This is a genomic window from Niallia sp. FSL M8-0099 (assembly GCF_038006945.1).
Lineage (GTDB): Bacteria > Bacillota > Bacilli > Bacillales > Cytobacillaceae > Niallia > Niallia circulans.
On the sequence record NZ_JBBOWF010000003.1, the window covers coordinates 110,002 to 130,981 of the forward strand.

Consider the following 20,980-nt stretch of genomic DNA (forward strand, 5'->3'; position numbering starts at 1 on the left):
ACTAGTAATCTTCTTCATCCATAAAGTCTTTGAATTACTTGTTTGCCGCGAATAGTTAAAAACAAATGCTTATATGGTGGAACAGCTTTATAATATATCAACGACATTGCTAACAAACGCTCAACTATTTTTTCCGCTTGTTTTCTATGTATGTAATCATCCTTGGAAACAAATGAATAACGTTTATTTTTTTCAACTCTATGTTTTCGTTCTACCTGTACTTTTTCAGATATTTCTCCAACTGTTACAATACTGTCCTTTTCGTTCTTTGCAATAAAGAGAAATACTTTTTTTAATACTGTGTCATTAGATATTAAATCGGTGAACAAATCTAATGTTTCTGGATCAAATTTTGTATTTTTATATTTTTGATGAAGCTCTAAGTCCAATATTATCCTCCTTTACTAAGATATTCTTATAATTTAAATATATAATAACCAATTAAAGTTACTAATTCAAGTGTCTACACTTTTAATAAATAAATTAACAAATGAAATACATCTCACAAACCCAATAATATCAACGTTTTACTCATAGTTACTAAAATAAGTTACTGTATAGATTGATTATAAGTTATCTCACTTTATTTTCATTAATTATTGCTTAAAAAAATAAATTTAATATTATCTAAAAGTCACAAATTAGTATTTTTAGTTATTTCGCTATCATTTAAAAGTATTTTTTATATTAAACGATTAATATAGTAACTATATTTAGTAACTATATTAAAAACCTTATATGACTTGATATTTTTTATATATTACAAGTTCTATAAGTAAGTAACAACCGATATGGTTACCACTATTAGTTACTACTTATTTAATTTGTTTTTTTTGGTGGATTTACATCTAAATTATATAAGCACTGCAAATACCAATCATATAAACCAATGTTTTACGTAACTCTTACATCAACTCAATAAACAATTTCCTTACTCTAAATATACTTTTTACATTAATCAAACATAAACGAGAGATTAACATGGTTTCTTCTAAAATGAAGACTTATAAGTCAGTTTATTCGCAATTAGATTACTAACTCGAATATAGATCACTCCCATTTTCATTGTCCTTCACCTATAAAATTTAGATGAAACAGTTCATTTTTTATTCACTTTTTTATACACTCGTGATTATATAAAAAATGCTGACTTTTTTAATTAATTTCAACTGCTTACGGATATCCTATTACGGATAAGGTTATTTGTCCGTGAGCGGACATCCTTAACAGAGGATGATGTTAACCCTTGATAAACTTATATTTTTTTAGGTTTTAAAACCCCAACTTCATATGTTTTTAGAGTTAGATAACACACATCATTTTATGTTTTTTGTACTCTAATCAAAATTAATTTTTTACAGTAGTTATCTCGAGTTTTTTTACTAGTAATTAATTTAAGATTAGTATGCCTAATGAATGAATAATACTAATATTTATGCATAAAACTCTAGTTGTTAGGATCATCCCAAAATGATATACTAGTCACAGTTTAATAATACAAAGGGAAAAACCCTCAAAATGATGAAGATTGATTCTTCACTATTTTGGGGGTTTTTCTGTTTTAAGGAGGAGGAAATTTGGAATCAGCCAGAGTATGGTATGGATTTGATAATGAACATGAAAAAAGAAAAGGAGCCTGGATAAATTCAACTGATTTGGAGCTATTATCACTTATTTGGACTAACCGTTATTTAACTAATAAGCAATTAACCAAATATGGTAATCAATTATTTGGATATAAAGGGGATTCTATTCAAAAGAAATTAAAGAGGTGGTCAAATTACGCTATTGTAAAAATAGAATATCAGTCCGTCCTAAATAAACCACCTATATCATGTTATTACTTAGGAAAGAATGGTATAAACATTTTAAAACAAGAAGGAATTATTAAGGAAGAAGAAAAAGCTATAAATATCAATAATTACATTAGAAACTCTTCTCATTATTTAGGAATTCAAGATGTGGTTATAGATACTCTCATAGCTTTAAAATCAAATAGGAAAAACATAATTTCAATACATCCCAACAAAGATACTTACAAAAATGAAGTTGGTGGACCATTTATTGTCCCTGATTGGGTATTTAGAAAGGGTAGTCGCACTCTAAATATTGAATATGACACAGGTTTACAGACAATGACAAAAATCAAAGAAAAAATAAAAAATTACATCAAATTAAGTAAACACAAACCTGAAGAAGAACATTATGTATTAATATCAGTTGCTGATAACAGCAATATCTATACAGTAAAGTATTATGATGATAGAAGAACTAGAGTTTTAAATATAAAAGACACCATAATTCATAAAGGCGCTGATAAGATATCTAACCTTCACTTTTATGTTACTACAGCTAGTCGCTCACCAATTATTGCAAACAATATATTAAAAGGAATTTATCCATTTGATAAATCTACTTTTAAGTCCGAACAAGAACTTTTTGAACTATCAATGGAAATAAGCAATTCTAATTATCAATTGGTGCCTCTTGCAAAAAAGGAAATATTTCATAATGATAGTTATAACATTGGAGAGATAGCACAATATGAATTGATTCATAAAGAAAGAACCAATTCAAAACAAGTTTTAGTTTTGAATATAGTGGAAGAGGCAAGTGTTGCTGCATTAAACAAAATAAATTATCTAGAAGAAGAAAACAAAAATAATAAATTTAAACAAGAGGTTTCACACCTTCTTATTGTTTATCAGAGTAGATCTGAACTAGAAAATGACATTGTAATGAAAAATTATGAAACACTAAAATTTACAGATACTAAAAATTGGCCATTACTTCTCCAAGGAGAAAAGCAGCTAACATTGGAGAAGAAAAAGGGGGGCAGAGTACTTGAAAGAACTAAAGGTTCATCCTAAGCTCCCTGGGATCACTATTTTAGTTACTGGGTTAGTCTCTGTTTTTTTATCAGTTAGAAGTATTTGTAACTATCTTTTCTTAGTTATTGGGCAGTTTTACAATAGTGTTCCTAGCTTCGTTTTATTTGGTAACAGCTTAAGTCCAGGCTTAATTGGTTTTCTTACATGTACAGTCTTCTTGATTATCTCTTGGTTAGTAAGTACAAAATATGAAAAAACACAAAAAAAGTTGTGGAGAAGCCTATGGTTTTGGAATATGTTCATTGGAATAACAGCCTATTATATGTGGTTAATCACAGCACCTGTTTATAATACGCTCATTCCTTACCTAGGAAATCTTATCAATAGCATACATGTAGATAATATTTGGTTTAATGTAGCTGTTGGGGATATTAACACTTTGTTTTACACTTTAGTTTTTACACCTTCTATAGTTACAAGTATAATTTTAATTTGGCTGGGTGGACAATATTCCCAATACTCTAAACAAATTAAAGAAGCATTTGAAAAATTTGAATTTAAAAATGTATATTTACAAAAATGGTTTAGAAATAGTAAAGAAGAGGTTTGGCCAGACGTTGTTCTAGGTCCCGATTCTCAAACTAAAGAACTTATTATTCAACCTGGTAAAGATAGATCATTACATAATGGCATATTCGGACCACCAGGAACAGGTAAAACATCAGCATTAATATTACCTATCATTAATCAGGATTTGCACTGGCTAACAAAATTTATCAATGTATTTCCTAAAGTCTCTAAATTATCCAATTATAAAACGGAGGAAATAAGAGGAACATATTTAAGTAGTATTAGTATAATTGAACCATCTAACGATTTGTGTCAGAAAGCATTTCAATTAGTTAAAGCTCATGATATACCTGAAGAGGCTGTATTCTATATTGACCCTACGAATCCCAATACACCATCTATTAATCCCATGCAAGGACCAGTTGACCAGGTAGCCGAAGCATTTGCAATGGTAATGGATGGAATTCAAGAAGGGGGAACAGGAAACTTTTTCTTTCAACAAAGTCAAAGAAACCACTTAAAAAACTATATTTATCTATTAAAATTACACGACCCGTCTACAGAGGCACAATTTGATACTTTATTAAAAATGTACAATGATCCTCAAATTGTTAGGCATATGCATTTAAAGTTAAAGGAAACTATCCCTAAAGATTATCACCTTATTAAAGATAGGGATGAACGAAACCATTGGGATATCGTAAAACAAATTGATAATTGGTTTAACATGAACCATATTCCTAAAACTAGTCGAAATGGAGCTAATGAACAAGTTAAAGAAGGCGAATACTATGGGGAAACAGCTTATTTTGACGCACAAGGAGAATATGTACAGGGGCTAAGAAACGTTCTAAATGATATAGGAGCAAATAAACTGATAAGACGCGTACTATTTGATAAATCAGAGTTTTCTTTTGACGAGCACTTAAATAGAGGCGGTATATTATTAGTCAATACGGCAAAAGATGATTTAGGAGGTCTTTCTAACGTTTTAGGGAAGTTTGTTTTGCTAAGCCTACAGAATGCTGTATATAGGAGAACACCTCTAACTAGTACTTTTGCACATATAATCATCGATGAATTTCCAGACTATATTTATTTACCATTTAAAGAATTTATATCGCAAGCTAGAAAATATAAAGCTATTATTACTGTTGCAGCACAAACAGTAGCTCAATTGGCAGACAAATACGGAGAAATGTACATGCATACTTTGTTAACTGGTTTTAGACACAAAATGGTTTATGGAGATATCTCTTATTTTGACGCACAATTATTCTCAAAATTATTAGGAGAAGAGGATAGTTATGAAGAAGGGAAAAACGAACAGACTGTTAGCCCTCTTCAAGAAGAACCTGTTATGCGATCCGGTAGTAGCTATCAACAAAAAACAGATGTCATTCTAACACCAAATAAGTTAATTTTTCAGGAGCCATTCCAAGCTGCTGTGAAAACAGTTGTTAATAATAAACCGATACCTGTACGGCAGATTGATGCAAACTTTGTTCCAAAGGCTGAATTTAAAGAAGCGAAAGTAAAAGTAATCCAGGAAAGTGCTAGTATTTGGTTAGAATCAAAATCCTTAAATACGGAATTGTTTCACGAAACAGATAAAGCGCTATCCGAAATAATTGATATACCACTTCAAGAGGAAGAAGCATTAATAGGAATTCCTCTTCCAGAAAAAGATGCTGTAGAGGATATAGAATTAGAATTAGTTGAATTTGATAGATACCCTGATAAATATTTATCTAAAAAGGAAGCGATAAAAGAAGAAGCATATAAAACGCAGCCAATATCACAAAAAGGAACTTCTTTAGGCGAAAAAGCAATTAACATAAATGATGAAGTGGTTGACCTTGATGTATCAAGCTTATTTTCCAAAAATTTACCACCTTCGAATGAAGTAGCTAATCAGTCAGTATTAGATGAAAAAGAAGAATCATTCTATAATGATTTAATAAAAGAAATTGATGATACTACAAAAGAGGGGGAAGTTGAGAAAAAGGAAGAAGGAAAATCTAGTCCTTTTGACTTTATTACTCCATTTTCTGATAAAAGTTAAATATATCCTAGGTAATTTTCAGTAAGTATTGAAAAAATTAAAAATATAGGTTAAAATTCCAATAAGTTAGTAAACATAAAAAACAAATAATAAAATTAAATATTTAATGGGAACGACCCAAGACGAAGTAGTTTGAATAACTGCTTTTGTTTTGGGTCGTTTTTTATGTTTACAGAAAATTCACTATTAGGAGGGAATATGATGGCTGAAACACTAAAAACATCATGGGTTAATGACAACCAATTAAATGAACTAGCAAAGATTAAGCGAGATAGAACTATAATTAAAGGAGCTGTAACAGCAGTATCAACAAGGGAAACCAAAGTATTAGAAGATGGAAAATATGTAAAAAAACAGATGGAAGTAGCAACATTTCTCTTAGAAGGTACAAACATTACAGCATATTGCCCAAGCAACGAATTTTCTGATCATGATTTCCGTTCATTAAACGGTTTTACAGGATCAATTCAAGAAGTGATTGTAGACCAAATAGACATTGAAGACAATATTGTATTGGTATCAGTAAGGAAAGCGGATGATATCAGAAAAGCGGAATTCATGAAACAATTAGTAACACTTGAAGCTGAAGATTCCTTAAAGTCAACAATTTTTGACGGTGTAGTAAGAGGTTATAATCCAAACACGAGGAAGGTTTTTGTCCGTATTAATGGTGCAGATTGCTTTATGAACGCTAGACATTGGAGCTGGGAAAATGGAAATATTCAGCATGAAATTAATCGAGGAGAAACAATACAAGTAAAAGTTTTGAGATTTGATAAAGAAAATAATCTTATTCAAGTTAGCAGAAGGGATACTCAAGATGATCCATTTAAAAAATTAATCGAACTTTATAATCAAAACAGTACAGTCGCTGGTAAAGTAACGAATCTAGACCCAATACATGGGATATTTGTTAAATTAGATGCAGGATTAGAAGTTAAAGGGATCCGTCCCCGTCACTTGCCAGAGCCAGTAGTTGGAGATATTGTTTCTTGCACTATCCGCTCCATCGATAAAGATAAAAGACATGCCAAAGTAACTATTACGGGGTATCCAAGGGGTAAAAAGAAAATCAAAGATGTCGCTTCATTCCTCTTTGAATAATGAATATTTCTGAACAAAATAACTTAGTAATGGACGATTTCCCTGTTTTCACCACAAGAAATGGTGAAATCCCTTTCTGGGACCATCCACTACTTAAAAGTAGTTATGTAAAACCTTCGAAATATTACCCATATACAGGGATAGAAGGTGCTATGACACTATTAAACAGAAAAATTATTGATGAAGCGGATTTTACCCTTATTAAAGTTCTAGGTGACGCTGTTTGTGCAAATGAGGACCAAATTAGGAGATATATGTCTTCTCTAATGAGTAGGTCAGAAACCTCTAAGCGTTTAGATCGATTGAGAACCAATGGTGTTGTAGATAGATGGAAAGTTAGAATACGTGGTGATGAAGAAACACGACCTCCCGCTCCCTTTACATTAGGGGTAGCGGGTTATAGGCTACTAAAACATTATTATAGCGATCAGTTCTTTATGGCCCCTGATAGATGGGATAATTATGGTGTAGGTGGATTAAAACGATATGTATCAATGAATGAACTTCGCTGCCAATTCATAGAAAAGAAAGTTGTTTCTAAATGGAAATGGAATGCTCGTCTAGCAAATAATGCTCGGTATAAGTTCCCAATGAGTGCAGCAGAAGTAAAAACCCCTAATGGGAATATTAACTTTCTTATTGACAGAGCACAAATGAACCAAAACTTTATTGGTTATTTCAGAGATAAGTTTGAGAATTGGAAATATGTCTATAATAAATATGGTAATTTACCAATTTCAGATTTTCCTGAAAATCCGCAAATCGTAATTATATATACATCTACCATATCTATTGCTGAAGCAATTCATAAAGAACTGTTATTAGATACATTACCATTTAATATTCTTTTCTTAGTTGAAGAATTAATAAATGAAAATTTAGAAAGTGCCTATTATCAACCACTGAAACATCAAAAATTACAAAGAATAAATGTTCATTTGCAGGGGAATTATTAATTAAATTCCCCTGTAAATATATATCATTATTAAAATGTTGTAAGTATCATAAAAGAACAAATTACCTTAAAAGAGATGAACTTTTAATTATGTATAGCGGCCCTTATCCAAGAACCGCTATTTTTTTATTTTTACTTTCTTAACTGCTGCTGATTTTTTCCCTAGCTCTCCAAACTGTTTTAAAACTTCCTTAGATACAGGACTAATTACAGTATTTTTTTTGGCCATATAAAAAGCTCCTTTTATATAAAATTATTCGTCTATTTAAAGTTTGTCCAAAATTCTAGTTTCTATACGTTCTAAACCTCTCCTCCTCCTCATACACTATCAATATAACAATTTGGCATACTGACACTGAGATAAAGTAGGGGAAAACAAAAAAGGAAGAGGGGGAAGAGAGGGTTATGGATGGAAGGAAGCCATTAAATCCTATTTTTAACAACAATCATAAAAAGAAAGAAGATCAATTACTAATAAGGAATGTTCGGAAAATACCAATAACAAAAGATGAGGGACGCAAAACGAGGATAGATAAGAAAAAGGATGTAAAGATTCCTCTTTCAGATGAAGAAAGAAAACTCATTAAAAGATTGGCCAATAGGAGAGGACTACAACCAACACCTTTTTGTTCACTCTTAGTAAAAAAAGCTCTAACAGAATATAAAGATGCCCAAATTTTTGATGACTCCTATGACCCAAAAGGCAAGCCTTATCCTGCTAAATTAGAAGTTTACTATCATGACCTACTCTTTGATAAGACAGTTGAATGGGATTGTAGCCTTAAAGAAGCAGCATACCGCCTATTGAAATTCATGTTAATAAAAGAAAGAGATGGTCATTTATATGGCTAAATCAAATAAACCAATATATCCTGTTTATGAAGAGGAACTTAATGAGTTATCGTATCGACCAGATGGATTTTTTGACAGATTATTAAACTTTTCATTAAATAAATTAACTAACCCAGTTAAACTTCCTTATTCCTTTTTCATCCCTGTTTCTGAATATTTGAGAGGGGAGTTATTTTGTGAAGATGTCGCGGAGGCAATGGGAAATTATGAATTTACCCAACGAGATCTTATAAGTATTTTAGTCGATGACTTTCTATTTCAAGTTAAAGATAGGAACAATCCTTACGACTTATATCATGAATTAAAACAGAGAAATGATTATTTTGTAAAAATATATAGTTATTCGGAAGATAAGCATCAACCTCTTACTTTTGCTAAACCAAATAAAACAACCAAAACAAAACAGATTAAATGTTCACTAAGAAGAAAAGTAGCACTTAGATTGGAGGTAATGCTATCTGATATTACAGATGTTGAACCAGAAAATGAATTTGTAGTAGAGGATATATTAAGATTACTATATCGTGATTTTATACAACAGTATAAGAAAGGTAACTTAGGAAACGTAATACCAGGTATAATTAGAAGATTGAATGCTGATAAATAAAAAGAAAAATCAGAATGGACTAACTACTTTGTTTTGCCTTACACTGATTGCAACAGTAAGGCAAAATAAACTTTCAAGATTGAAACCCTAGTAATACATGTTTATTTATAGAAAAATTATTATAATCGATATTTTGAAGGACCTATAATGAACGTCCTATGCTATTGTGTGTATTAATGACTATTGACTATAATGACGAACAAGTTAGTCTAAGAACTACATTTTATTACCAGTTAAAGACTTAAATAATTTCCCCTCAATTTCTCAAAATTTATCCCCACCTATTATCAATTATCCAACCTAAAATATTGATAATTTTCAAAAAAAATTGAAAAACAACAAAATTTCTATATAATGGAATAGTTAGCAATAAATTTACAGTATAGAAAGGGGGGGGAAATATGTCTATTAGAAAAAGATTATTTCAGTTATTATTAGTAGATTTTGTTTATTTATTGATCTATTTTATTTACATTATAAGTCCAATATATCCTGGATATTATTTATTAGGAATTATAAATATTGTCTGCTTAATAATTGGTCTAGTTTTATTTCTTATGTATTTAAAAAATGCCATAACTATAAAGAAATTTAAAAGTGTAGATATATTTTTGACTATTGGGTACTTAATTTCAATTTTTATTATGTCTTATACTTTTATTGTCTGGTTACTTTTTAGTCCAGATTGGTTCAATGGTTAGTAATCTTAAAAAATAATTTAATAGTGAGGTAATAAAGTTATGAAGAGTAATAGAATTTTTTTAACTAAATTTATAATTGTTATAGCTTGTTTATTTATTCTTACACCTACTAATATTTATGCTGCTGAACCTGACTCTTCAAATGGTGTTTTAAATGAAATTAATAATTCTATAGAAGACATATATAATGATTCAATTGATTTAAATGTTACAGCCGTTTCTTCTGATGAAGATGCTTATACACTACTTCTTAAACATAAAGATCTAGTTTCATTAAATTCCGATAAAACACTCAATGTTAATTATAATAGTTTTTTAGATGCTGAAAAATTATCGGAGAATGATCTTAATACTTTAAAGAATTTTATTGAAAAAATAAATGTACTAATTACTGAAAAAGCAATTACCGTAGACAAAGATCTTTTAATTAACTATGTTACAGATGTACCTAGGGAAATTGTTATAAGACCTATGGCGCAAATTATTAGTATTATGTCTTCAACTAGAAGTCATGCAAAATCACTTAAAAAAGTATATGACAATGCTGTATTTGGAACTAGACATCTAGTTGCTGGTTCATATTTCGCACAAAGAGTTAAACCCGGTGGAGTATGGGATTATAAAGTTCAATTAGGAACAACAACAAAGTATACAGTTTCAGATTTAAATAAATCTTTAATGACAGGTGAAGCAATTGGTAATTTTCATTATGGGTATGTTGGAAGATCTATTTTTAGTGCTACAACTTTAAAGTCTGCAGCTGGGTTAGTACAAATCGGTGTTGGAACTTCTAACATAAAATTTTACAAGAGTTTTTTCGATGATCCAAAAGATCAAGCACAAATTCAAAAAGGGATAGATAAATATAATTCTGAACATTAGAATACACTTGGAACTTTTATAAGATAAAATAATTGATTAAACAGAATAAACAGAGATACCTGTAGTTAGGACATTTTAAAAAGAATGCTAACTACAGGTATTTTTATATACATATCTATTATATTAATTAATCTTATATTTGTAATTTAACAGGTATATTTAGAATATTTCAAAATATATTATGTTAAAACAACTAATAATCTCTTATTTATTGTTAAGGAGCATTTTCTAGCTTTTTCAATATCAACTTCTAATACTTTTTTCTTATTCTTTGTAAGAGACTCCTTAAAAGAAGCTAAATATAACTTTTCATATGTAACAGAAATTGATTTAAGCGATAATTAAATTTTTCAATACTTTTTGTTAATAATTAACTTGAATGTGGAGTAGTAACATGATACTATAATTTTAAAGATTGAATCGTCGTCAATCTTTCTCTTTTAAATGTAAATGTCTTCTAGGATTCTAGAAGACTTTCATACCGAAAATACGCAAATTAATATAATGACTAACGGGAAGCACCCGAATGTAAGACAATTCTTTGTAATTGCCTTGTGTTCGGGTGTTTTTTTGTTTTAAAGGAGTTTTAGTATGACAAAGAAGGTTCTTATAGCGGTAGGTGATAAAACCTATACCAAGATTTTAATTGAGACCTTTTCAAAGTCTCCTGAAGATTTCACTTTAAGTAAACAAGAAATTTTACATCGAAAATATCTCTATGAAATTGTTAAAGAAGAAACTCCTTCAATACTAATTGTGCATGATACTTATTTAGAATCCATGCAAGAAAATCAAAAAGATAAAGATATTGAGCTGTTAAGTATTATAAAACAACTCCGACTTGATTTCGACGACGCATTAAGAATTGTTTTCCTATGCGAACGATCAAGCAATGATCCGCTTCTTTCTCGACTAGTTAGTATGGGAGTACTTGATATATTCAATACCCAAAGAATAGATATTGAACAATTTATAAACCAGTTAAAAGGGAAAGTCTCATTCGCAGAAGTAGCACGTTTTATCAATAACTCTCTTAGTATCGATGGTGAAGTGATTCCCTCTCTACTGGAAGAAGATTCGGAAGAGGAATCTGTTAACGAAGATGAGAACGGTAAAACACACAAAGAAAAAAACACTAAAGAAAAAACTATCGTACAAAGAATCGTTCAAAAAAATGTCATAAAAAGGGAATACTCAATTCACGTACATAATGCACCCAGTGAAAAAGTAGTAGGTGTTCCAGTTAGGAAGAAAACTATCCTTGTAGGTAGCTTTTACCAACGCAATGGTACAACATTTATTTCACATATATTAGCTCGTAGCATAGCAAATTACCAAGTTAGCACATTATATGTGGAAGATCCCTTGCTAAATCCCTATACATATGACCGTTTTTATGGCCATGAATTTGCTCCAAATTACGTAAATAAGTGGAGTGCACAACAAGAGAATACTTCAGATATTCAAACAGAGTGGTTTCGTGATGGTGTTGAACTTATATGTCATAATCCCACTTTAAGTGAGGAACCAGTAGGAATTAGCTTTGAGGATTATATAAAGTTACTCTACACTAATTCATCACTTGTAACGATTATTGATGTTGGTAGCAACTTAGACAATGAGGTAGTCACTGATTTATTAGAGATAGCAGATCATCTATTCATTGTTCTTGACTCAGATGTCACCCAACTTCAAGGGCTTGGTGAAAATCCACTATTCTCTAGCCTTATCGAATCTGAGAAAACACATATCATTGGTAATCGTTTCAATGAAAAAATAAAGAAAAATCCCTTAATTCAAGATTTATTTAAAGATAAATTAATTTCTATAATTCCCTCTTTTGAAGATGAAGATGTATATGAAGCACAGTATCAAGGGATATTCCTTAACGACTATAAGGATTATAAAAGCAAAGTAAATGAACTTTTGGTACCTATATTAGAACTTTTACTTCCTAATAAACTCTTGAAAACTAAAGCAAGCGGGATATTAAACAAACTCTTCAATAGAAAAATTAAGATAGAAAAAACGAATCCAGGAGGTAATCAAAACGAATGAATTTCTTTAAAAGACCTTCCATCAAAATAATCAGCGGTCTATTGGTAGGTGTATCAGCTATCGGTTTAACCTTATTCTATGATCAATTTTTACGAGTACGAATTGATTCAACAGAGGTTGTAGTGATTAAGCCCTCTTCTGAAATATTAAAAAATGAACCTATTACAGAAGATAAGTTACTGATAGAACGTAGACCTAAACAAACTTTAATGAATGACGTCATCCTACCTGCAGAAGTGGATGAAATTATTGGATTAGATGCTAATCAGATTATCCAAGGGAATTCACTTCTTACTAAAACAATGATAGATTACGACGAACTTTTACCAAATGAAGAGGAAGGCGAGGCTATTCGACCTATAACGAAAGAAATGATTTATGCAATGCCTGGTTCTTTAAGAAGAAAAGATACCGTTAATATTTATTTGATTTATAACGATGGAACTACAAATTTAAATAAAAATGGTCCATCTACTACTAGCTCTGAGGATACAAAAGAACAGCTCGAAAAAATATCTAATTCAATGGAAAGTGAACCGTTCTTAAAATCAATAAAGGTTGTTTATGTAAAAGATTCGAGTAATAAAGAGGTAATCTCATCCTCAGAAAACAACAAAGAGGATAAACGACTTAATGCTACTTCAAGCATAAGTGATTTGGAGATTATTTTAAATGAAGAGGACTTTAAAAAGTTAATGAACGAAGTGCTCGGTAAAGGAGCAAAATTATATATAACTTATCAATAGGGAGAAGGACATGTAATGGAAATATTAATTTTTAGTCAAAACTCTATCTACAAAGAACTAATTGACAAAATGGACAACCTCCATGCTCATATGGGCAATATTGATTATTCAAATAAGGAAAAAATTGACGCTGTTTTATTAGATGGAGATTCATTTGACATCAATAACATAGGAGTAGTTAGAGAGAAATATCCCTCTATTCCCATGTATTTTAAGCCTACTCAAATCAAGAGTGAACAATTTACTAAGACAATTACAAGACTATGTGCAGCATATAAAGTAACCCTTATTCATGAATATTCTACAGAACTTCAAGTAGTTGAATACTGTATCAATAACCTAACGAATAAAGATGATTATTTATCAAAGAGAATCATTGGCATATTTGGCACACATAATGGTGCTGGTGTTTCCTCTACCACTTTAAATTTAGGAAGAGCATTATCACTCAAAGTAAAAGAAAAGGTTTTAGTTTTGAGTTTAAATAGTTGGGATCCAGCCGATTATTTTTACTTGTATCAAGGTCAATATTTAAATGATTTGAAAGTAGATCTCAATGTCAAAAATTTAACGATAAACAGGTTATCCGAAGCTATTTATTATCATGATTCCTTTTATCATTTGGCCGGCAACCGCGATATTAAAATGCAAAGATTTTATAAACCTTATGAAATTGAACATTTGATTCAAACAGCTCAACAGTTATTTGATGTAATTTTAATCGATGCTGGCACTCACTTTGATTCTGCACTTGCAGCACAAGCTTACTTAAGTTGTAATATGAAATTTCTTGTTACTAATCAAGAAGAGAAAGGCTATAGAGGATATTATCCTTATCTATACCAACAAATAATTGAACCTTCTGGTGGGAAAAATGATGATTTTATGCTTGTTATCAATAAATTCCAACCTGCGAATGCATTAATAAGCGAAAAAAAACTTGAGGAAGAACTAAATATGAATCGAGTTGTCACAATACCAGATATGAAGGAGCTAGGATCCATTGCTACTTTTGAGAAAAAATTACTATACGATTTTTCAGATAGTAGCTATAACAAGCCAATAGATGTTTTAGCTAATGTAATAATTGCTGAAGCTAAATTAACAGAGAAAGAAGATACGAAGGAACACAAAGAAAAGAAAGGATTTTTATCTATATTTAACCGGTAATAAGGAGGCGAAAAAATGACTTTAAATGCAGTTAAAAATGATACAGAACAATCATTAGGATTAGAAAGTGAGTTTGAGCCTTCCCAATGGTTATCTAAAACTATTGATGAAAAAGGGTTAAAAAAAGATTTTGTAACTACCTATGAAAGAAAAAAGACATTTCGTTTAATTTGTAACCAAGTTAAAGAAGAGCTACAAAGTATCATAATAGCTGAATCTGTAGAAAATGATCAATCTTCCTCTTTAATAAACGATGATTCAAATAGTGATGATGTTTGGTTAAACAGGCAGCACCAAGCAGTTATTGGGGACAAACAGGCTATATCTTACTTTATAACAAAAATTAACGAAGTCTTACAAAAAGAGAATATTACGTCCGATGAATATCCCTCTTTTTATGATTCTTTACCAGAAGCAATTTTCCATGAAGTATGGGGCGTAAGTATTCTACATAAATGGGATAAAGAACCTAATAGTGAATCTGCTGTTATCAGAGGGACTGAATTATGGATCGATAAACATGGTTATTTTCAAAAACAGCCAGAAGAATTTGAAAGTATATCAGTAGTAAATCGGATAAAAAAAGCTTTTCAAATTAGAACAAAAGAAGCACTAATTAATGAGCAGCAACCAGAACTGGAAATAGAACGAGAAGATGGTTCGCGAATCACCATGATGATGAATCCTAGAACTAAACTAGACATTATAGTATTTAGACGATTCGTAATTAAAAATAACAGTTTAGAAGAACAAGCAAGATTAGGAACAATCCCACAAGATGATGTTCCTTTTTATCGAGCCTTATCAAGAAGCATGGCTAACACCATTTTTGCTGGAAGAGTTCGATCTGCAAAAACAACTTTTATGAAGTCAATGATACGCGAAAGACCACCTGAATACACAATTGCAGTTTTAGAAAAACATTTTGAATTAAATCTAACCGAGGATTTAAAAGATCGTTTAATTTATGAAGTTCAGGCCACAGAAGGAGACTTACATCATGCCGTACCAAGACTTCTTCGTATGGAACATGACTATATTACTGTTGGGGAGATTCGTTCTCTAGAAACAGAGGGGTACTTACAAGCTTGTGAAAGAGGAGAACGTGGTGCCTTTTCTACTTATCATTTAACAGCCGTTAAAAATATTGTTGCTCAGATTACCCGACATTTATTAGATGAATTTCCCAATCGGAAATTTGATAACGAACAAGAGAGGGTAGCAAGAAATATAGACCTGGTCATTTCCCTGAGCGCAGAAAGAGATAGAAGAAAGAAAAGGGTTATCGGTGTAACAGAAATTATATGGGATGAGAACGAAAAGAAACCAAAAGAACAAGATCTAGTTCGCTACCACCCAATAAGCGGACAATACTATTATTCTTCTAACATAAGTAAGGAACTTCTATATCTAATGGCTGAAGAAAGTGTAGAGGATACTAAAATTCTATTAAATCATCTAAAAAAGAAAGAAAAGCTTTTTCCAATGAGCGAATATGAGAGACAAAAAGATAATATTCTTAATGATTTATTAGATGGTGCTTTAAATGAATAATTTTCAATGGTTTTGGCAAGCTGGTATCAATTACGTTCTCTATTCCATCTTTATCGTTTCTGGGCTTTATATTTCCTATCAGATTATGATGGATTCAGTCAAAATAAAGTATCAAGAAGTTAATTATAAGTACCGAATAAGAAGAATCAAAAGTGGTAATGCTTCACCAGAATCTCATACCTATAAGCACCCTTTTTTTAAACACATAAGCTTATTAATAAGAACTACAAGTGATCATCGTAGTGACAATGATACTGGTGTATTTCTCTTATTCACCACTTTACTTGGTTTGACTAGTTTCGCTTTTATCTTTTATTTAATAAAAGATTTTGTTATCGCCCTACTATTCGGGTTACTTCTGATGACCGTACCATATTTAATATTAAGGATAAAATTAAACAAATTGAGATATGTCATGAGTACAGAATTTCTAAGTATGGTTCAGAAACTAACCCAAGCCTATAGTGTTAATAAATATGATATTTATTACGCTTTAAGTGCCATGCAAAACGAAATACAGAATAAGAGTTTAAGAAAAGTAACAGTTCGCTTAATTACTGATCTTCAGTTATCTCGAAATGAACAAGAACTGAAAGATAGCATTCAAGTTTTCACTTATACTACTGGAACCAATTGGTCCAAAAGATTAGGAAGTATTATTTTAAAAGGCTATATGTATAAAGAAAACGTATTACATTCTCTCTTAGTTCTAACAAAACAAATAGAGGATACAGAAGAAATGTTAGAAGAAGAACAATCTCAGACTGTTGAATCTATTTATGATGGATTCCTAACGGTTCCATTGTTTATCGGCTCACTATTATTAGGTTATTTTACAAGTGGAGCACAGGATTGGTTTAAGCTTCAATTTGGAGAAAAATGGACATTATTTACCTTTTGCCTTTCCGTAGTAGGGACTGTTTTTTCACTAATAATTTCAATTTATTTAAAACATCCTAAAAACGACCTATAAGGAAAGGAGTCAAATATTATGGAATCAGAAGTTCTATTATTTAAATACATAGATGTATTTAAATACCTAGTAGTAATTGTTCTGTCTTTTACTTCAGGATATTTAGTGTATTTGGGAATGAATTCAACATCTGAAAGAATGCAACACCGTTTACGGTTTAAAAGCAATTTGCAAAAAAATAAGAACTCTATTTTAGGACTTGCTAAAAATTCTAAAGCCGAGGAATGGTTTAAACAAGCAAAGTATCCATTAGGACTAAATGGTATTAAATACTATTTAATTCTATATTCAGTAACAGCATTTTTAGTTCTTTATTACATAGTTTTTCCGGTTTTATTAGGGAATATGGATTATCTTGCACCAAAGGCTGCTGTTATATTACTTCTATTTGTTTTCGCTCTTCCTAGTAATCCTATTTCGTTATTTGTTTATATCATGAAAAGAACCATTGACTATCAAACATCGAAATTACATTCAGAGATTTTTATGCTCTATGATTTAATCATTAACGAAATAGAAATGATGACTGTCCATCGTCTTAATACTTATAGTATTTTGCAAAATATAAAGCCATTTTTCTATTTGCTACAAAAACCGTTAACGGAATTACTAAGTTCATGGACTAGTGATGGACCAAGTAAAGCATTAGAACAATTTTCTAAACACTTAGATTCTAAACCCAGCGAGGCGCTAATCGGAGTTTTACAAAATCTAGACAGTATGAAAAGAGAGACCGCACTTGAACAGTTAAATGGAATGCATGGAACATTTGCAAAAAAACAAGTTGAAAATTACAGAAGAAAAAGAAAAATAACAACAGATCTATTAAAAATTCCTATCAAAGCTACACATTTTATTCATATATTAAATTTTGTACTTGTAGTAGTAATGATGGTAATAGCTATATTAGATAAATCACAAATGTAAAGGTGGAATCTATTATTCTTTTAAGGAGGTGACCAACAATAAATACGTCGCTAAGTACTTTCATGAAAATCGCCATTACAGCCATTGTGATAAGTACATTTATTTTTGTAGCTTTGTATCAGGAATTATCTGGTTTCTCTGATTCTATGGCTCTATATACTGCAAAAAGCGGTGGATAACGAGGGGATATTATTATGAATAAATCACTATTAACATTTATGATGATGGCAGCAATTGTATCCATTATGACTTATTTAATTTTAGGAACCTCATTTAATGCTTATAAAGCAAAAAACAATCAGTATCAAGATATGCTACAAAATGAACATCAAATAAAAATCAAATTGTAAAAGGGGAATTTTAAAAATGAACACAACTTTAGCTCAATTCTTAAAAATCGGACTTACAGTAGTAACAATTAGCGCATTCTTATTCTTCATCGGCTACAATCTAGTAGGTTCAAATACTACTACTTATTCTGCAAAAATTAACGGAGCACAAAGCAACCTTCCTACTGGTGCTGGTGTATCTAGTAATAATTAAAAGATCAACATTTACAGTCAAAGGAGTTTACAGCTCCTTTGATTTTTTCAAAGGGGTGTTCTAAATGGCAAGAACGTTAGCTGAATGGATGGTATTGTTTATTACAGTAAATCTTATATTCACACCATTATTAACATCAATTGATAGTATGCATCGAGATGCAATTGAGGTCACTTTAACCGAAGGAGCTAAAGAGGCCGCTATTGAGGGCAGATTAACACCAGAAATTATTAAGGAAATGAAAAAAACTCTAGTAGAGGGTTATAACTTTGACGAATCTAAAATTATCATCACAGGAACATCTAAATTAACCCCTCGAAACGAATATATAGAAGCTACTATTGAAGTGCCACGAACTTTTATATTTATTCTTAATATATTCAACCAAGGTCCTAGAACTATTTCAAAAAGCACCAAAATCTTAAGCGAATATTAGGAGTATATAATGAGTACAACATTAAGAACTTTATTATTTGCACTACTTTTTGCATTAATTATGCAATTACAGCTTAATTTAGATACAGACAAAACCGCTTCTAGACAATTAAAGAACTCTTTAGAATTAGCAGTTCATGATGCTGGTCTTGCGATTAATCCAGCTGCATTATCTGAAGGAAAGATAATCTTTGATAAAGAAAAATCATTAGAAAATCTTAAAAATAGTTTAAATAATAATTTAAAACTTAAAAGTTCTCAGGGCTATGTTTATACACCTACCGCAAACTCTTTTTTTCAGAAAGAATTGTACTTAGTTCATCTAGAATTTATTGATGATAGTATATCCAGGACCTATCCGTTTGTATATTATAACGATAACTATCAGGTATTTGAAAACGTAGAAGGTCCTTGTGTAATTGCCATTGTAACTACTGAAAGCCCCCGCTGGTTCAAAGGAGATCTTGCAATGATACGACAAGCAGCGGTTTATGAGTATAAAAATAAATAACAGGATAAAAGAACCATGCTAATTGTATGGTTTTTTCTTTTAATAATTCCAAAATTATCCGATATAAACAGTGAACATGGTTAAAACAACCAATTTTTTTTACTTTTATAATGAAATTATCTTAAGAACCGGGTATAATTAAGGCATATCAATACTATTTTTATTTTTTGTGCCATCAATGGCTATTCGATTAATGAAAAAAGATGCGGTTCTTTGGGACTATGTTTTAGAAGTTGATTAGGGTGATTATACTCTGATCCATTAAAACGTCCCATTGGATCGCTTTTTTTCGTTTATAAAGGACAAAAAATAAAGTAAAAAAATTGAGAGGGGAAATTTATATGAAAAGAGTAATAACGTTATTAACATTAATACTAATTTTAGGAGTATTAAAACCAGTGCATTTGCTTGCAGATGAGTTACCTTTAGCATCCTGTAGCATGACAATTAATTCAGATAAGGCTACACAAGCTAACCCAGCAAATGCAAGTGGATTATGCAGAGATATAGTGTATGGATATTATGCAAAGGCTGCAGATACTTTTAATATTTTTGGTGGGGTTCATCAATCTGTAACAAAAAGTGGTCAAAAGTTTATAGTACCCGTTTTTTCAGATAAACACACTCATGCAGAATTAACGGTTTATATTAACAGGGTTGCTACTAAGCCAACTCCTAAACCTACACCGAAGCCTGAGCCAAAGCCCGAACCTAAACCTACACCAAAGCCTGAGCCTAAACCAGACCCTAAACCTGCACCAAAGCCTAAACCAGAGTCCAAACCGGTTACACAACCGAATTCTGATAATAAAGCAACAAAACCTTCTACTTCTACAGGTAGTAAAAATTCAAGCAATACCAATACTAGTAAAAATAACTCAACTAATACTTCAAAATCGAGTTCTAGTAAAAGCAACTCAACTAATCTATCAAAATCAAGTGGAACAAGCAATAATACAGAAAGTAAAAAAACAAACAGCAGTTCTTCTTCCAATAGTTCATCAAAATCAAGTCAAAGTAGTTCTTCCGATAGAAGCAATAACGAGGAAAATAAAGTTGTTGCCTCTGTAACAAAAATAAAGGAAGGAAGTAATACATCTACTGATAAAAATGATAATAAAACAAAAGAAAGCACAATGGAAACTGAGCAGAAAAAAGAAAGATCTGATAAAAACGACCCTTCTACTGAAAACAAGGAAGATAACATGGATACCAATATTACAAATGAAAACAATGATAATATTAAAGAAGAAGCAACTCGTTCTTCAATTCTAGATGAAGATGAGTCTAAATCTAGTAAACTCCCAATAATTATTTCGGTAGTAGGAGTACTAATTATCGGAGCTGCAGTAATCTTCATTATTAGAAAGAAAAAATTAAAAATTTAAACTTGATATTTATTGATTCCCCATTTAATTTGCTTTAAAATATTTTATATAAACTTTTATATTAAATGGGAACGACCCAAGACGAAGTAGTTTAATAAACTGCTTTAG

The 20,980-nt window shown here is 30.7% G+C and carries 19 protein-coding genes; 18 read left to right on the forward strand and 1 reads right to left on the reverse strand.

The window, feature by feature from the left end:
- Positions 1-14 precede the first annotated feature (14 nt).
- Positions 15-389: a hypothetical protein gene (locus NSQ92_RS24950; RefSeq protein ID WP_144545552.1), complete on the reverse strand. Its 375-nt coding sequence runs from the start codon at positions 387-389 to the stop codon at positions 15-17.
- Positions 390-1,577: 1,188 nt separating this feature from the next.
- Here NSQ92_RS24950 and NSQ92_RS24955 point away from each other — a divergent pair.
- The 18 genes from NSQ92_RS24955 (at position 1,578) to NSQ92_RS25040 (ending at position 20,872) form a co-directional block, all read left to right on the forward strand.
- Entirely contained in the window at positions 1,578-2,870 is a 1,293-nt protein-coding gene (locus NSQ92_RS24955) for a replication-relaxation family protein (protein WP_341123835.1), read from the forward strand.
- The gene (locus NSQ92_RS24960) at positions 2,845-5,466 is read left to right on the forward strand and encodes a type IV secretory system conjugative DNA transfer family protein (protein ID WP_341123836.1); all 2,622 of its coding nucleotides are present in this window, start codon (positions 2,845-2,847) and stop codon (positions 5,464-5,466) included. The genes NSQ92_RS24955 and NSQ92_RS24960 overlap by 26 nt, the downstream gene beginning before the upstream one ends.
- 198 nt (positions 5,467-5,664) lie before the next feature.
- Entirely contained in the window at positions 5,665-6,570 is a 906-nt protein-coding gene (locus NSQ92_RS24965) for a S1 RNA-binding domain-containing protein (protein WP_226752557.1), read from the forward strand.
- A gap of 152 nt (positions 6,571-6,722) precedes the next feature.
- Positions 6,723-7,526: a replication-relaxation family protein gene (locus NSQ92_RS24970; RefSeq protein WP_226752558.1), complete on the forward strand. Its 804-nt coding sequence runs from the start codon at positions 6,723-6,725 to the stop codon at positions 7,524-7,526.
- Positions 7,527-7,930: 404 nt separating this feature from the next.
- A complete protein-coding gene (locus tag NSQ92_RS24975) occupies positions 7,931-8,377 on the forward strand; it encodes a hypothetical protein (RefSeq protein ID WP_341123837.1) in 447 nt (148 codons plus the stop codon).
- On the forward strand, positions 8,370-8,984 hold the full coding sequence (locus NSQ92_RS24980) for a hypothetical protein (RefSeq protein ID WP_016205276.1): 615 nt from the start codon (positions 8,370-8,372) through the stop codon (positions 8,982-8,984). The genes NSQ92_RS24975 and NSQ92_RS24980 overlap by 8 nt, the downstream gene beginning before the upstream one ends.
- A gap of 740 nt (positions 8,985-9,724) precedes the next feature.
- Entirely contained in the window at positions 9,725-10,567 is an 843-nt protein-coding gene (locus NSQ92_RS24985; RefSeq protein ID WP_341123838.1) for a polymorphic toxin type 44 domain-containing protein, read from the forward strand.
- Positions 10,568-11,158: 591 nt separating this feature from the next.
- Entirely contained in the window at positions 11,159-12,625 is a 1,467-nt protein-coding gene (locus tag NSQ92_RS24990; RefSeq protein WP_341123839.1) for a hypothetical protein, read from the forward strand.
- Complete coding sequence (locus NSQ92_RS24995; protein WP_341123840.1) at positions 12,622-13,371, forward strand: hypothetical protein; 750 nt, start codon at positions 12,622-12,624, stop codon at positions 13,369-13,371. The genes NSQ92_RS24990 and NSQ92_RS24995 overlap by 4 nt, the downstream gene beginning before the upstream one ends.
- A 15-nt stretch (positions 13,372-13,386) precedes the next feature.
- A complete protein-coding gene (locus NSQ92_RS25000) occupies positions 13,387-14,541 on the forward strand; it encodes a ParA family protein (RefSeq protein WP_341123841.1) in 1,155 nt (384 codons plus the stop codon).
- 15 nt (positions 14,542-14,556) lie between these two features.
- Positions 14,557-16,095, forward strand: a complete 1,539-nt coding sequence (locus tag NSQ92_RS25005) for an ATPase, T2SS/T4P/T4SS family (protein ID WP_341123842.1) — start codon at positions 14,557-14,559, stop codon at positions 16,093-16,095.
- On the forward strand, positions 16,088-17,068 hold the full coding sequence (locus NSQ92_RS25010; protein ID WP_341123843.1) for a hypothetical protein: 981 nt from the start codon (positions 16,088-16,090) through the stop codon (positions 17,066-17,068). The genes NSQ92_RS25005 and NSQ92_RS25010 overlap by 8 nt, the downstream gene beginning before the upstream one ends.
- Before the next feature lie 18 nt (positions 17,069-17,086).
- Complete coding sequence (locus tag NSQ92_RS25015; protein ID WP_016205133.1) at positions 17,087-17,995, forward strand: hypothetical protein; 909 nt, start codon at positions 17,087-17,089, stop codon at positions 17,993-17,995.
- A 194-nt stretch (positions 17,996-18,189) separates the two neighbouring features.
- Positions 18,190-18,345, forward strand: coding sequence for a hypothetical protein (locus tag NSQ92_RS25020; protein WP_193224519.1), 156 nt, complete (start codon positions 18,190-18,192; stop codon positions 18,343-18,345).
- A 16-nt stretch (positions 18,346-18,361) separates the two neighbouring features.
- Positions 18,362-18,538, forward strand: a complete 177-nt coding sequence (locus tag NSQ92_RS25025; RefSeq protein WP_162837589.1) for a hypothetical protein — start codon at positions 18,362-18,364, stop codon at positions 18,536-18,538.
- 64 nt (positions 18,539-18,602) lie between these two features.
- Positions 18,603-18,974 (forward strand): hypothetical protein, encoded by a 372-nt coding sequence (locus NSQ92_RS25030; RefSeq protein ID WP_341118161.1) that lies wholly within the window; start codon positions 18,603-18,605, stop codon positions 18,972-18,974.
- Between the two features lie 9 nt (positions 18,975-18,983).
- Positions 18,984-19,484: a hypothetical protein gene (locus NSQ92_RS25035; RefSeq protein WP_016205131.1), complete on the forward strand. Its 501-nt coding sequence runs from the start codon at positions 18,984-18,986 to the stop codon at positions 19,482-19,484.
- Between the two features lie 341 nt (positions 19,485-19,825).
- Positions 19,826-20,872, forward strand: a complete 1,047-nt coding sequence (locus tag NSQ92_RS25040) for a hypothetical protein (RefSeq protein ID WP_341123845.1) — start codon at positions 19,826-19,828, stop codon at positions 20,870-20,872.
- The last annotated feature ends 108 nt before the right edge of the window (positions 20,873-20,980 follow it).